13 protein-coding genes are annotated in these 15,303 nt (G+C 58.2%); all 13 read right to left on the reverse strand.

What is annotated here, in order from left to right:
* Positions 1-46 precede the first annotated feature (46 nt).
* Entirely contained in the window at positions 47-937 is an 891-nt protein-coding gene (gene rfbA, locus AC07VV_RS26565; RefSeq protein ID WP_495037943.1) for a glucose-1-phosphate thymidylyltransferase RfbA, read from the reverse strand.
* The gene (gene rfbD, locus AC07VV_RS26570) at positions 934-1,827 is read right to left on the reverse strand and encodes a dTDP-4-dehydrorhamnose reductase (RefSeq protein WP_495037944.1); all 894 of its coding nucleotides are present in this window, start codon (positions 1,825-1,827) and stop codon (positions 934-936) included. The genes rfbA and rfbD overlap by 4 nt, the downstream gene beginning before the upstream one ends.
* Positions 1,824-2,900, reverse strand: a complete 1,077-nt coding sequence (rfbB, locus tag AC07VV_RS26575) for a dTDP-glucose 4,6-dehydratase (protein WP_495037945.1) — start codon at positions 2,898-2,900, stop codon at positions 1,824-1,826. The genes rfbD and rfbB overlap by 4 nt, the downstream gene beginning before the upstream one ends.
* Positions 2,901-3,126: 226 nt before the next feature.
* Complete coding sequence (locus AC07VV_RS26580) at positions 3,127-3,366, reverse strand: lipopolysaccharide assembly protein LapA domain-containing protein (RefSeq protein ID WP_495037946.1); 240 nt, start codon at positions 3,364-3,366, stop codon at positions 3,127-3,129.
* Positions 3,367-3,393: 27 nt separating this feature from the next.
* Positions 3,394-3,690, reverse strand: coding sequence for an integration host factor subunit beta (gene ihfB / locus AC07VV_RS26585; protein ID WP_003189779.1), 297 nt, complete (start codon positions 3,688-3,690; stop codon positions 3,394-3,396).
* 153 nt (positions 3,691-3,843) lie between these two features.
* On the reverse strand, positions 3,844-4,122 hold the full coding sequence (locus tag AC07VV_RS26590) for a hypothetical protein (RefSeq protein ID WP_096821021.1): 279 nt from the start codon (positions 4,120-4,122) through the stop codon (positions 3,844-3,846).
* A gap of 207 nt (positions 4,123-4,329) precedes the next feature.
* Positions 4,330-6,015, reverse strand: coding sequence for a 30S ribosomal protein S1 (gene rpsA, locus AC07VV_RS26595; protein WP_007950918.1), 1,686 nt, complete (start codon positions 6,013-6,015; stop codon positions 4,330-4,332).
* A gap of 120 nt (positions 6,016-6,135) precedes the next feature.
* Positions 6,136-6,825: a (d)CMP kinase gene (gene cmk, locus AC07VV_RS26600; protein ID WP_007950916.1), complete on the reverse strand. Its 690-nt coding sequence runs from the start codon at positions 6,823-6,825 to the stop codon at positions 6,136-6,138.
* Positions 6,822-9,029: a bifunctional prephenate dehydrogenase/3-phosphoshikimate 1-carboxyvinyltransferase gene (locus AC07VV_RS26605; RefSeq protein WP_495038011.1), complete on the reverse strand. Its 2,208-nt coding sequence runs from the start codon at positions 9,027-9,029 to the stop codon at positions 6,822-6,824. The genes cmk and AC07VV_RS26605 overlap by 4 nt, the downstream gene beginning before the upstream one ends.
* A gap of 28 nt (positions 9,030-9,057) precedes the next feature.
* A complete protein-coding gene (gene hisC, locus AC07VV_RS26610) occupies positions 9,058-10,170 on the reverse strand; it encodes a histidinol-phosphate transaminase (RefSeq protein ID WP_102620485.1) in 1,113 nt (370 codons plus the stop codon).
* 13 nt (positions 10,171-10,183) lie between these two features.
* The gene (pheA, locus tag AC07VV_RS26615) at positions 10,184-11,278 is read right to left on the reverse strand and encodes a prephenate dehydratase (RefSeq protein ID WP_085730518.1); all 1,095 of its coding nucleotides are present in this window, start codon (positions 11,276-11,278) and stop codon (positions 10,184-10,186) included.
* Positions 11,278-12,363 (reverse strand): 3-phosphoserine/phosphohydroxythreonine transaminase, encoded by a 1,086-nt coding sequence (gene serC, locus AC07VV_RS26620; protein ID WP_495037947.1) that lies wholly within the window; start codon positions 12,361-12,363, stop codon positions 11,278-11,280. The genes pheA and serC overlap by 1 nt, the downstream gene beginning before the upstream one ends.
* Positions 12,364-12,427: 64 nt before the next feature.
* Positions 12,428-15,211, reverse strand: coding sequence for a DNA gyrase subunit A (gene gyrA, locus AC07VV_RS26625; protein WP_096821018.1), 2,784 nt, complete (start codon positions 15,209-15,211; stop codon positions 12,428-12,430).
* Between the last annotated feature and the right edge of the window lie 92 nt (positions 15,212-15,303).

Below are 15,303 nucleotides of genomic sequence, written 5' to 3' on the forward strand. Positions count from 1 at the left end.
GCTTGCACGGATTGAACGCTTTGTTTGAATGCCGAACTTTCCAGACTCAGAAAGAAGTCGAATCCAACAATTTTTTCAGGTATTGCCCGTAGCCTGTTTTCTTGAGGGCCTCTGCCTGCTCGCTCAACTGATCCGACGTAATCCAGCCATTGCTGTACGCGATTTCTTCAAGGCATGCCACCTTCAAACCCTGGCGGTGTTCGATGGTATGCACGAAATGGCTCGCCTCAAGCAGCGAGTCGTGAGTACCGGTATCCAGCCACGCAAAGCCTCGACCGAGCATTTCGACATTGAGGGTTTGTTGCTCAAGATAGGCACGGTTAACGTCTGTAATTTCCAGCTCGCCTCGCTCGGAGGGTTTGATGCCCTTGGCAATATCGACAACCTGGTTATCGTAGAAATAAAGACCGGTGACGGCGTAACTGGATTTTGGCTTGAGCGGCTTTTCTTCGATGCTCAATGCCCGACCAGACGCATCGAACTCAACGACACCGAAACGCTCCGGATCAGAAACGTGATAACCGAACACAGTCGCGCCTCGTTCCTGAGTGCTGGCGGAACGCAAGTTATCGGAGAAGTGCTGACCGTAAAATATGTTGTCACCGAGGATCAAACAGCACGGATCCTTACCGATGAACTCCTCACCGATAATAAAGGCCTGAGCCAAACCATCAGGACTCGGCTGTTCGGCATAGGTCAGTTGAATACCGTAGCGGCTACCGTCACCGAGCAATTTGCGAAAGTTTGGCAGATCTTCAGGGGTGGAAATGATCAGGATTTCTCGCATACCTGCGAGCATGAGCACGGACAACGGATAAAAAATCATCGGTTTGTCATAGATCGGCAACATTTGCTTGGATACACCCAGAGTCAGCGGGTGCAAGCGAGTTCCCGAACCACCGGCCAGAATAATTCCCTTTCGATTTGTCTTGATCATTTATTAAAAACTTCCATCAGCATTCTGTTTACGCCGCTTTGCCATTCCGGCAGGCGAAGGGCAAAATTATTTCGCAGTTTCTGGGTGTTCAGGCGTGAATTCAAGGGACGACGGGCGGGAGTCGGATAGGCTGCCGACTCGATCGGGTTTACTTCAGTCACCTTCAGTTGCTCGCCAATCTTTCGCGCAAACTCTATGACATGGGAAGCATAGCCGTGCCAGGAAACTTCACCACCGGCAACCAGATGGTAGATACCCGCCAAATTGGCACTTTGCTTCACTTTCAAAATGGCATGGGCCGTTACATCGGCAATCAGGTCAGCACCGGTCGGCGCACCCACCTGATCGAAAATCACATTTAACGCCTCACGTTCTTTGGCCAGACGTAACATGGTTTTCGCGAAGTTGTTGCCCCTGGTGGAATAGACCCAGCTCGTACGAAAGATCAAGTGCGAACAGCCGGAAGCAATAATTGCCTCTTCGCCGGCGCGCTTGCTGATTCCGTATTGATTCAGGGGCGCAACAGCGTCGTCTTCCTTCCAGGGCGAGTCACCCTCACCACTGAACACATAATCAGTAGAGTAGTGAACCAGCAAGGCATTCAGAGCCAATGCTTCATCCGCCATGACGGCGACGGCCTGGGTATTGATCAGGGTAGCGAGTTCCTTTTCGGACTCTGCTTTATCGACGGCATTGTAGGCGGCAGCGTTGACTATCACATCCGGCTTCAGATGACGGATCGTTGCGCGCAGCGCTTCCGGATCCGACAAGTCGCCTTGCAGGCCATTGAGCAGGTGGCGATCCATCGAGGTGAGCTCACCCAGCGGAGCCAGGGAGCGCTGCAGCTCCCAACCCACCTGACCATTTTTTCCAAAAAGAAGGATTCTCATGCTTTTTGGGAGCGATCGCTGTAGTTCTGATCAATCCATTGTTGATAACTGCCGCTTTTCACATGTTCAACCCACTGCGCGTTGTTCAAATACCATTCCACCGTCTTGCGAATACCGGTTTCGAAGGTTTCCTCTGGCGCCCAGCCGAGTTCACGCTGAATCTTGCTCGCATCGATCGCATAACGCTGATCATGTCCCGGACGATCCTGAACATAAGTAATCAAGCTTGCGTGTGGACGATGAGCTGAATCCGGCCGGAGTTCATCCAGCAGCGCGCAAAGGGTTTGAACCACTTCGATGTTCTGCTTTTCGTTGTGACCACCAATGTTGTACGTCTCGCCGATGACACCCTCGGTGACGACTTTGTACAGCGCACGCGCATGATCTTCTACGTACAACCAGTCACGCACTTGATTGCCCTTGCCGTAAACCGGCAGCGGCTTGCCTTCCAGTGCATTGAGAATGATCAGCGGGATCAACTTCTCAGGGAAGTGGCATGGACCATAGTTGTTCGAGCAGTTGGTGACCAGTGTCGGCAGACCGTAGGTACGGGCCCAGGCACGAACCAGGTGATCGGAGCTGGCCTTGGTGGCAGAGTATGGCGAGCTTGGCTGATAAGGCGTGGTCTCGGTGAAGAGATCTTCAGGGCCTTCGAGGTCGCCGTACACTTCATCAGTGGAAATGTGATGAAAGCGGAAAGCGGCTTTGCGGGTATCGTCCAGTGCGGACCAATATTGGCGTGCAGCTTCCAGCAACGTGTAGGTGCCAATGATATTGGTCTGGATGAATTCGGACGGACCGGAAATCGAACGGTCAACATGGGATTCAGCAGCCAAATGCATGATTGCATCCGGTTGGTGTTCCCGCAGGACACGATCAATTTGATCACGATCGCAGATATCGACACGCTCAAAGGCATAACGTGAGTTTTGACTAACTTCGACCAACGACTCAAGGTTGCCAGCGTAAGTCAGCTTGTCAACGTTCACGACGGCGTCGTTAGTGTTGGAAATGATATGACGGATGACTGCCGAGCCGATAAACCCGGCGCCGCCGGTTACTAGAATTTTCACGCGAAACCATACCCTTGAGCTGCGGACCGCGCCCATAACGAGCGCAGCCTAATCCATGAATGCGAAAGCCGTCATAACCCAGGCCTCCGTCAGAGTCAGTCTGAATCTATGTGGTAACGATGCCACTATCGAACAAGGGCTGCATTTTACAGCTTAATTAACGTTTTACTAATGGATATAGACAGGCAGCGCCGCAAATTCGATGGATGTCCCGCGCCTGTCGTTTTCAGACAAGGCGCTTGCGCGCAGCGCGGGACGAGCGTCCCAGAAACCAGCCCAGAACAGGACCGACGAGCATCCCAAGAAGCAGCGCAAGAACCATCACCAGAGATACTGGTAGTTGCGGCCCCACCCAGCCAAGGAACATCAGCGAAATGGACTGCTGATTCTCCAGCACAAACGCCAGGATCACCAGCATCAGTAAAAGAATGAAAACGCCAAGAAGCATGCGTTTGAGATTACGCATGAGCACCCTCCTGAAAGGTCGTGGCTGTCAAACCCCCTCCTCCTCTTCTTCGTTCACGCGATCACGCAACTCCTTGCCCGGCTTGAAATGCGGCACAAACTTGCCATCAAGGCTGACAGACTGACCAGTCTTCGGATTGCGGCCGACCCGCGGCGCACGATAGTGCAAGGAAAAGCTGCCAAAACCACGGATCTCGATGCGATCCCCCGTAGCCAGACACTGGGACATTTGCTCAAGCATGGTCTTGATGGCCAGCTCCACATCTTTGGATGAGAGCAGCCCTTGATGGGTGACAATTCGTTCGATCAACTCCGACTTCGTCATATTTTTCCCTTCTTTTTCAAGCAGCTAGATCAGCGCTTGAAAGGTTTTAGCATGCCCGGAAGATTTTGAACAGCCCAGGGATTGACATATCTTCTTCAGCGTCAAAACGCCCGTTTTCAGGGCGAAAAACCATACATCCACGCCAACAGGCACTCAGCGACACATCACCAGCATGGTCCGAGTCACGTAGCCCGCGGGATTGAAGCCAAAAGGGAATTCATCTTCATCTTTTGCCTCATCAGATCGGGTGAGCACCTTATAACCCGCCCCCTTGCACTCCTTCGCTGCACGCTTTTGGCATTTTTCCCAGCCTGACCCCAACCCGGAACAGTCGATCTCTATACCGCTGACACCACGCACCGCGTGGGTTTTGGCACTTGTGGTGCAACCCGCCAAAACCAGCACAGCCATGAGGAGAATAAACTTGTTCATCCACTTCCTTATGCCAGGCAACAGCCCGACTACTGCACACCCAAGACCAAGCTTAGTCGCGAATAGGCGATTGATCCGATTAAAGAAACAGACCACCAAGCGAACAGTTTGGTTTCACACACAAGGAGCAACAGGGAATCCAGCACACCAAATCGCAGGCACAAAAAAGGGCGACCGAAGTCGCCCTTTTTAATGATCAGACAGAACTCAGTTCTGTTTGGCCATTGCTTGACGCAGCAGTGCCGCCATAGTGGTGTCAGCTGCTTCGCCTTCCGGAGCTGCTTTCAGGCTCTGGATGGCTTCTTTCTCTTCAGCATCGTCTTTCGACTTGATCGACAGCTGAATTACGCGGCTCTTACGATCAACGCTGATGATCTTGGCTTCTACTTGCTGGCCTTCTTTCAGAACGTTGCGCGCGTCTTCAACGCGGTCACGGCTGATTTCGGAGGCTTTCAGAGTCGCTTCGATATCGTCGGCCAGAACGATGATGGCGCCTTTGGCGTCAACTTCTTTCACGGTGCCAGTAACGATTGCGCCTTTGTCGTTAACCGAGACGTACTCGGAGAACGGATCGCTTTCCAGTTGCTTGATACCCAGGGAGATACGCTCGCGCTCTGGGTCAACCGACAGGATAACGGTGTCCAGCTCGTCGCCCTTCTTGAAACGACGTACGGCTTCTTCGCCCACTTCGTTCCAGGAGATGTCGGACAGGTGAACCAGACCGTCGATGCCGCCGTCCAGACCAATGAAGATACCGAAATCGGTGATCGACTTGATGGTGCCGGAGATTTTATCGCCCTTGTTGAACTGGCCAGAGAAGTCTTCCCATGGGTTCGACTTGCACTGCTTGATGCCCAGGGAGATACGACGACGCTCTTCGTCGATGTCCAGAACCATAACTTCCACTTCGTCGCCGACTTGTACGACTTTCGAAGGGTGGATGTTCTTGTTGGTCCAGTCCATTTCCGAAACGTGTACCAGACCTTCAACGCCTTCTTCCAGCTCAGCGAAGCAGCCGTAGTCGGTCAGGTTGGTTACACGAGCGGTAACGCGAGTGCTTTCTGGGTAACGGGCTTTGATAGCAACCCATGGATCTTCGCCCAGTTGCTTCAGGCCCAGGGAAACACGATTGCGCTCGCGATCGTACTTCAGAACCTTGACGTCGATCTCGTCGCCAACATTGACGATTTCGGAAGGGTGCTTGATACGCTTCCACGCCATGTCGGTGATGTGCAGCAGGCCGTCCACGCCACCCAGATCGACGAATGCGCCGTAATCGGTGAGGTTTTTGACGATACCTTTGACTTGCTGGCCTTCTTGCAGGGATTCCAGCAGAGCTTCACGCTCGGCGGAGTTCTCGGCTTCCAGGACGCTGCGACGGGAAACGACAACGTTGTTGCGCTTCTGGTCCAGCTTGATGACCTTGAATTCCAGCTCTTTGCCTTCCAGGTGCGTGGTGTCGCGCACTGGACGGACGTCAACCAGGGAACCTGGCAGGAACGCACGGATGCCGTTAACGTCGACAGTGAAGCCGCCTTTAACCTTACCGTTGATAACGCCCTTGACCACTTCCTCAGCTGCGAAGGCTGCTTCCAGAACGATCCAGCATTCAGCGCGCTTGGCTTTTTCACGGGACAGCTTGGTTTCACCGAAACCGTCTTCAACCGAGTCCAGAGCAACGTGAACTTCGTCACCGACGTTGATGTTCAGTTCGCCAGCGTCGTTGTAGAACTGCTCCAGAGGGATCAGTGCTTCGGACTTCAGGCCAGCGTGAACGGTTACCCAGCGAGCTTGGTAATCGATATCAACGATAACACCGGTGATGATGGAGCCTGCCTGAAGGTTCAGGGTCTTTAGGCTTTCTTCAAAGAGTTCCGCAAAGCTTTCGCTCATTTTAATTCCTGTTGATAAGGGCGAAAAAGTACGCCCATCTCCACATCCCAGACGATGTGGGTTAGTTTCATTAAAAAGAAGCACCGCAGGACTATGACTGGTCCCCTGTGGCCTTCTTGGTCACCCGGCGATATCGCGAATGGCGATCTCGCTCATGATGCGTTCAAGCACCTGATCGATGGACAACTCCGTGGAATCCAGCTGTATCGCGTCGGCCGCCGGCTTGAGCGGGGCCACCGCTCGCTGGGTATCACGCTCATCGCGCGCACGAATCTCATCTAGCAGACTCGACAGACTAACACCCTCGACTTTGCCCTTCAACTGCAAATATCGACGGCGCGCCCGCTCCTCGGCACTGGCGGTCAGGAAAATCTTCAAGGGCGCATTCGGAAATACCACCGTTCCCATGTCGCGGCCATCGGCCACCAGGCCCGGCGTTTCCTGGAAAGCACGCTGGCGCTGCAGCAGCGCCTCGCGCACGGCCGGCAATGCAGCCACTTGGGAAGCGCCGGAACCGACGCTCTCGGTGCGGATGACATCGCTGACTTCATCACCTTCCAGAATGATGCGCTGCAACTGACCGTCGGTCGCCGCGATGAACTGAACATCCAGATGAGCGGCCAGTTTCTTCAGCAGCTCTTCATTGGTCAGGTCGACACCATGGTTGTGCGCAGCAAACGCCAGCAAGCGATACAGCGCACCGGAATCCAGCAGGTTCCAGCCCAGACGTTTGGCCAGAATCCCGGCTACAGTGCCTTTGCCCGAGCCGCTTGGCCCATCGATGGTGATGACCGGAGCAATGTTGTTCACGACTGAGCCTCTTGCGCCACACGAATGCCAACCTGCGCGCACAGCGCCAGGAAGTTCGGGAACGATGTCGCGACGTTGGCGCAATCATGGATGCGGATCGGTGCAGTGGCGCGCAGCGAGGCCACGCTGAAAGCCATCGCGATACGGTGATCGCCATGACCATGCACTTCGCCGCCGCCAATCTGGCCGCCGTCGATGATGATGCCGTCCGGGGTCGGTTCGCACTTGACGCCCAGCGCCAGCAAACCGTCCGCCATGACCTGGATACGGTCCGATTCCTTGACCCGCAACTCTTCGGCGCCGGTCAGCACGGTGCGCCCTTCGGCACAGGCTGCCGCCACGAACAGTACCGGGAACTCGTCGATGGCCAGTGGAACCAGCGCTTCCGGAATCTCGATACCTTTGAGTTTAGCTGCTCGCACGCGCAGGTCTGCAACCGGCTCGCCACCCACTTCACGCTGGTTTTCCAGGGTGATGTCGGCGCCCATCAGGCGCAGGATGTCGATCACACCGGTACGGGTCGGGTTGATGCCAACATGCTCGAGCACCAGCTCCGAACCTTCGGCGATCGACGCTGCCACCAGGAAGAACGCCGACGACGAGATGTCGCCCGGTACTTCGATGTGGGTCGCGGTCAGCTTGCCGCCGGACTCAACCGATGCCGTGGCACCGTTGACGCTCACCGGATAGCCGAAACCACGCAGCATGCGCTCGGTATGGTCACGAGTCGGCGCCGGCTCCGTCACGGTGGTCTTGCCTTCGGCGTACAGACCCGCCAGCAGCAGGCAGGATTTCACCTGGGCACTGGCCATCGGCATGGTGTAGGTCAGGCCTTTGAGTTTGTGACCGCCACGAATGGTCATCGGCGGACGACCTTCGGCAGCGGTTTCGATCACGGCGCCCATTTCCCGCAGCGGGTTGGCCACGCGATTCATCGGGCGCTTGGACAACGACGCATCACCGGTCAGGGTGCTGTCGAAATCCTGCGCGGCCAGCAGGCCGGACAGCAGGCGCATCGAAGTGCCGGAGTTGCCCAGATAGATCGGGCCTGGTGCAGGTTTCAGGCCGTGCAGGCCGACACCGTGAATGGTCACGCGGCCGTGATGCGGGCCTTCGATGACTACGCCCATGTCGCGGAACGCCTGCAAGGTCGCCAGGGCATCTTCGCCCTCGAGGAAGCCTTCGACTTCGGTGACGCCTTCAGCCAGAGAACCGAGCATGATCGAACGGTGGGAAATCGATTTGTCACCTGGTACGCGAATCCGACCGGACAGGCGGCCACCAGGTTGAGCCAGGAAAATCAGATCGTTGGAATTCATAGCGTCCACATAGGCCCTGCGGGCCAGGATTTTACTGAAATGCTCGCGGGCAACCCGGGCGCGCGTGAAGACGCCCAACAATTGGTGCCCATCCCCTGCATCGACCGCGTCGCGCAAGGCGTCGAGGTCGCTGCGAAATGTATCGAGTGTGCGCAGGACAGCCTCGCGGTTGGCGAGAAAGATGTCATGCCACATGACCGGGTCGCTTCCGGCGATTCTTGTGAAATCGCGAAAACCGCCCGCAGCGTAACGGAAGATCTCAAGGTTTTCATTGCGTTTGGCCAGCGAATCGACCAGACCGAAGGCCAGCAGGTGCGGCAGATGACTGGTCGCCGCCAGCACTTCATCGTGACGCTCGACCTGCATGTGCTCGACGTCGGCACCGAGCTCGCACCACAAGCGATCGACCACTGCCAGCGCGGCCGGATCGGTCTGCTCCAGCGGGGTCAGAATCACTTTATGACGACGAAACAGCTCTGAGTTGGAGGCTTCCACCCCACTCTGCTCGGAGCCGGCAATCGGATGACCCGGCACGAAACGCGCCGGCATGCCGCCGAACGCTTCGGTCGCCGCGCGCACCACATTGCCCTTGGCGCTGCCGACATCCGTCAGGATCGCCTGCCCCAGATCCATGCCAGCCAGACGGGCCAGCACTTTTTCCATGGCCAGGATCGGCACCGCCAACTGGATCACGTCCGCACCCTGGCAGGCAGCCACCAGGTCTTCTTCGCAGCGATCCACCACACCCAACTCGACCGCCAGCTTGCGCGATTGCGGGTCGAGATCGACCCCGACCACTTCGCGGCACAGACCGCTCTCACGCAAGCCTTTGGCAAACGAACCACCGATCAACCCCAGACCGACCACCACCAGGCGCCCGATCATAGGTGCAGCAGATTGCAGCGCAGTGACATCACCCACGAGCCAGAACCTTGCGCAGCGCTTCGAGGAAGCGGCTGTTTTCCGCCGGCAGACCGATGGTCACCCGCAGATGGTTCGGCATGCCGTAGTTGGCCACCGGACGCACGATCACGCCTTCGCGCAGCAGACTCTGGAACACCGGAGCCGCCACCTGACCGAGGTCGACGCAGATAAAGTTGCCCTTGGACGGAATCCAGCTCAGGCCCAACTCGCGGAAACCCGCTTCCAGCTGTTGCATGCCGGACTCGTTGAGCTGACGGCTCTGCGCCAGATATTCCTCGTCCTTCAGCGCCGCACACGCCGCGGCCAAGGCCAGGCTGTTGACGTTGAACGGCTGACGTACGCGATTCAGCACATCCGCCACCACTGGCGTGGACAGACCGTAGCCAACCCGCAGCGCCGCCAGACCGTAGGCCTTGGAGAAGGTGCGCGAGACCAGCAGGTTCGGGTAAGCCGCGAGGAAATCCAGACCATCCGGCAGATCGCTGCCTTCGGCGTATTCGATGTAAGCCTCGTCCAGCACCACCAGCACGTGCTCCGGCACGTCCTGCAGGAACTCGTCCAGCGCCTCGGCGCCGAACCAGGTTCCGGTCGGGTTGTTCGGGTTGGCGATGAATACGACGCGAGTGTTTGCATCGATGGCGGCCAGCATCGCCGGCAGATCATGCCCCCAATCCTTGGCTGGAACGACCTTGGCCTGAGCGCCGACCGCCTGGGTCGCGATCGGGTAGACCGCGAACGCGTGCTCGCTGAACACCGCATTCAGGCCCGGCGCCAGATAGGCTCGCGCCACCAGCTCGAGAATGTCATTGGAGCCGTTGCCCAGGGTGACCTGGTTCAGCTCGACACGGCACTGCTCGGCCAGCAGGGATTTCAGTGCGAAACCGTTACCGTCCGGATAGCGGGTCAGTTCGTCCAGCGCTTCGCGAATCGCGGCCAGCGCTTTCGGGCTGGCGCCCAGCGGGTTTTCGTTGCTCGCCAGTTTGACGATGCTCGCCGGATCCAGATCCAGTTCGCGAGCCAGTTCGTCCACGGGCTTGCCCGGAACGTATGGCGAAAGTTGTTGCACGCCCGGCTGTGCCAGAGCGAGGAAGTTGCCACTCATTTGCTACCGCCCCTTAGAGAACTGCTTTCGGGTAGGAACCCAGCACCTTGAGTGCTACTGCTTCCTGACTGATCTTTTCCAGCACACCTTTGATCAGCGGATCACGGTGATGGCCGACGAAGTCGATGAAGAACACGTAGGTCCATTTGCCGCTGCGCGACGGACGGGTTTCGATCCGGGTCAGGTCGATTCCGTTGTCATGGAACGGCACCAGCAGCTCATGGAGCGCGCCGGGCTTGTTGCTCATGGACACGATGATCGACGTCTTGTCGTCCCCGGTCGGCGGCACTTCCTGATTACCGATCATCAGGAAGCGCGTGGAGTTGTCCGGACGATCCTCGATCTTCTCGGCCAGACGGGTCAGGCCGTACAGCCCGGCCGCCATGTCACCGGCGATCGCTGCCGAATTCCACTCACCCTTGACCCGCTTGGCCGCTTCGGCGTTGCTGGAAACCGCCACGCGCTCGACATTCGGGTAATGGGCGTCCAGCCACTTGCGGCACTGGGCCAGCGACTGGGCATGGGAATAGATGCGGCTGATGCTGTCGGTCTTGGTGTTTTCACCGACCAGCAGATGGTGGTGAATCCGCAGCTCGACTTCGCCACAGATCACCATGTCGTGCTCGAGGAAGCTGTCGAGGGTGTGGTTGACCGCACCTTCGGTGGAGTTCTCCACCGGCACCACGCCAAAATTCACCGCACCGGCCGCCACTTCGCGGAACACTTCGTCGATCGCCGCCATCGGCTTGCTGATCACCGCGTGACCGAAGTGCTTCATGGCCGCAGCCTGGGTGAAGGTGCCCTCAGGCCCCAGATAAGCCACTTTCAGCGGGTTCTCAAGGGCGAGGCACGAGGACATGATTTCGCGGAACAAGCGCGCCATCTCTTCGTTGCCCAGCGGCCCCTTGTTGCGTTCCATCACTCGCTTGAGGACCTGCGCCTCACGCTCGGGACGATAGAACACCGGCTGCTCGCCTTCGGCCAGACTGGCCATCTTGACCCGTGCAACCTCTTCGGCGCAGCGTGCGCGGTCGCTGATCAGCTGGAGGATCTTCTCATCGAGGCTGTCGATGCGAACGCGCAGCGCCTTGAGCTCCTGCTCGGACATCAGGAATGCTCCTTCTCGAATTCAGCCATGTAACCAACCAGAGCTTCAACCGCATCCAGACCCAGGGCGTTGTAGATCGAGGCACGCATGCCGCCGACCGAACGATGACCCTTGAGGTTGAGCAGGCCACGAGCATCGGCGCCGGCCAGGAACGCCTTGTCCAGACGCTCGTCAGCCAGACGGAACGGCACGTTCATCCAGGAGCGGGCATTGATGCTGATCGGGTTGGTGTAGAAATCGCTGTTGTCGATGAAGCCGTACAGGCGATCTTTCTTCGCCTTGTTGCGCTGCTCCATCGCGGCGACGCCGCCCTGCTCCTTCAACCACTCGAAAACGAGGCCCGAGAGGTACCAGGAATAGGTGGCCGGGGTGTTGTACATCGAACCGTTGTCGGCCGAGACCTTGTAGTCGAGCATGGTCGGGCACGAACTGCGGGCACGACCCAGCAGGTCTTCACGGACGATCACCACCACCAGACCGCTCGGGCCGATGTTCTTCTGCGCGCCGGCATAGATCAGACCGTACTGCGACACATCGATCGGGCGCGAGAGGATATCGGAGGACATGTCGACCACCAGCGGAACATCACCGGCCTCGGGCACCCAGTCGAACTGCAGGCCGCCGATGGTTTCGTTGGACGCATAGTGCAGATAAGACGCACCTGGGGTCAGCTTCCATTCGTGCTGACCAGGAATGTCCAGATAGTCATAAGGCTTGGCGCTGGCGGCAACGTTGATATTGCCGAAGCGACGCGCTTCCTCGATGGCTTTTTTCGACCAGATGCCGGTTTCGACATAGTCGGCAGTACCGTTCTCAGGCAGCAGGTTCAGCGGAATCTCGGCGAACTGCTGGCTCGCGCCGCCCTGCAGGAACAGCACTTTGTAATTGGAGGGGATGGACAGCAGGTCGCGCAGGTCCTGCTCGGCTTTCTCGGCGATGGCCACGTAGTCATCACTACGATGGCTCATTTCCATGACCGACAGACCCTTGCCATGCCAGTCGAGCAGCTCGGACTGGGCACGCAACAGGACAGCTTCAGGCAGCGCAGCGGGACCTGCGCAGAAGTTAAAGGCTCGTTTGCTCACATCCACTCTCGCTATGCAATCACGGTAGCGGACAGAGCAAACACTCTGCCCTGCTACGATTTGGTTAGTCTTGCGACTCTTCTTCGTCTGCGGCGTCCGCCTGCAGGTTGTCGACTGCATCGTCCGGTTCGGCGCCGATCACGCCTTCTTCCAGTTCGACGCCTTCTTCACCTTCAAACTCTTCACCCTCGACTTCCGACGGCTCCTGGACCCGCTCCAGACCGACCAGGGTTTCATCCTTGGCCAGCTTGATCAGGGTCACGCCCTGGGTGTTACGACCCAGACTGGAGACTTCGTCGACACGGGTACGCACCAGCGTGCCCTGGTCGGAGATCAGCATGATCTCTTCGCCGTCCTGCACCTGAACCGCGCCGACCAGACGGCCGTTACGCTCGTTGCTGACCATGGCGATAACGCCCTGACCGCCACGCTTGTATTCAGGGAACTCGGTGATCGCCGTGCGCTTGCCGTAACCGCGCTCGGAAGCCGTCAGGATCTCGCTGCCTTCTTCCGGGATCAGCATGGAAATCAGCTTCTGCCCTTCCGGCAGACGCATGCCACGCACACCGCGAGCGGTACGACCCATGGCGCGGACTTCGGATTCCTTGAAGCGCGTCACCTTGCCGCCGTCGGAGAACAGCATGATTTCCTGCTCGCCATCGGTGATGGCAGCGGAGATCAGGATGTCGCCTTCGTCCAGCTCCAGCGCGATCAGGCCGACGCTGCGCTGACGGCTGAAGGCCACCAGCGGGGTCTTCTTGACGGTACCGTTGGCGGTCGACATGAAGATGAACGGTGCCTTCTTGCGGTCGGCAGCCTTGATACGCGCCTTGCGCTCTTCTTCGGTTTCGTTGCTGTTTTCGATTTCTTCTACATCAGCCTCGGCGCCTTCGGCTTCTTCTTCATCAGCCTGACGCTTCATGGCTTCGAGATCGACCGGCAGCATGGTGGTGATGTACTCACCGTCATCCAGCGGCAGCAGGTTGACCAGCGGACGACCACGGGCGGCGCGGGACGCTTCCGGAATCTCGTAGGTCTTGAGCCAGTACACCTTGCCCTTGCTGGAGAACAGCAGCAGCGTGGTGTGGCTGTTCGCGACCAGCAGGTGAGCGATGTAGTCCTCATCCTTCACGCCGGTAGCCGATTTGCCTTTACCGCCACGACGCTGAGCCTGGTACGCAGCCAGCGGCTGGGTCTTGGCATAGCCGCCGTGGGAGATGGTCACGACGCGCTCTTCTTCCGGGATCATGTCACCCAGGGTCAGGTCGAGGCGTGCATCGAGAATCTCGGTGCGGCGCACGTCGCCGTATTCGGCACGGATCACTTCCAGCTCTTCGCGGATCACTTCCATCAGGCGCACGGCGCTGTTGAGGATGCGGATCAGCTCGCCGATCTGGTTGAGGATCTCTTGATACTCGGCCAGCAGCTTTTCGTGTTCCAGGCCGGTCAGACGGTGCAGACGCAGTTCCAGAATGGCTTGCGCCTGCTCCGGCGACAGGAAGTACTTGCCTTCACGCAGACCGTATTGCGGATCGAGGTTTTCCGGACGGCACGAATCTGCACCGGCACGCTCAACCATCGCAACCACCGCCGAGGACTCCCACGGCGTGCTGACCAGCGCTTCCTTGGCTTCCGACGGCGTCGGCGAAGCCTTGATCAGGGCAATTACCGGGTCGATGTTCGACAGGGCTACCGCTTGACCTTCGAGGATGTGACCACGCTCACGAGCCTTGCGCAGTTCGAACACGGTGCGGCGGGTAACGACTTCGCGACGGTGACGGACGAAGGCTTCCAGCAGATCCTTGAGGTTCAGAATCCGCGGACGGCCGTCGATCAGCGCAACGATGTTGATACCGAATACCGATTGCAGCTGGGTCTGGGCGTAGAGGTTGTTGAGGATCACCTCAGGCACTTCGCCGCGACGCAGCTCGATCACGACGCGCATACCGTCCTTGTCGGACTCGTCGCGCAGTTCGGTGATGCCTTCGAGTTTCTTCTCTTTTACCAGCTCCGCGATCTTCTCGATCAGACGCGCTTTGTTCAGCTGGTAAGGAAGTTCGGTGATGACGATCTGCTGACGGCCACCGACCTTGTCGATGTCTTCGATGATCGAACGGGCGCGCATGTAAATGCGGCCACGGCCGGTACGGTAGGCTTCGATGATGCCGGCGCGACCGTTGATGATCGCAGCGGTCGGGAAGTCCGGACCGGGAATGTATTGCATCAGCTCATCGACGGTCAGCTCGGGGTTGTCGATGAGGGCCAGGCAACCGTCGATGACTTCACCGAGGTTGTGCGGCGGAATGTTGGTCGCCATGCCCACGGCGATACCGCTGGAGCCGTTGACCAGCAGGTTCGGAACGCGGGTCGGCATGACCGCCGGGATCAGTTCGGTGCCGTCGTAGTTCGGCACCCAGTCCACGGTTTCCTTGTGCAGGTCGGCCAGCAGCTCGTGCGCCAGCTTGGTCATGCGCACTTCGGTGTATCGCATGGCCGCGGCGTTGTCGCCGTCCACCGAACCGAAGTTGCCCTGACCGTCCACCAGCAGATAACGCAGCGAGAATGGCTGTGCCATACGAACGATGGTGTCGTACACCGCGGTATCACCGTGCGGGTGATACTTACCGATCACGTCACCGACGACACGGGCAGATTTCTTGTACGGCTTGTTGAAGTCGTTGCCCAGCTCGCTCATCGCGAACAGCACGCGACGGTGCACGGGCTTCAAGCCATCGCGCGCATCCGGCAGTGCACGGCCGACGATCACGCTCATCGCGTAATCGAGATAGGACTGTTTCAGCTCGTCTTCGATATTGACCGGGAGGATTTCTTTGGCCAGTTCGCCCATGAGAAGCCTGATTCCTTTTTCTGGTGAAACTTCGCCATATCCATAGGGGACGCACGAAGCTCGTCGATGCAGGCTGAGTGCCATGCGCCGAC

Source organism: Pseudomonas sp. GW821-FHT02C04 (assembly GCF_059421845.1).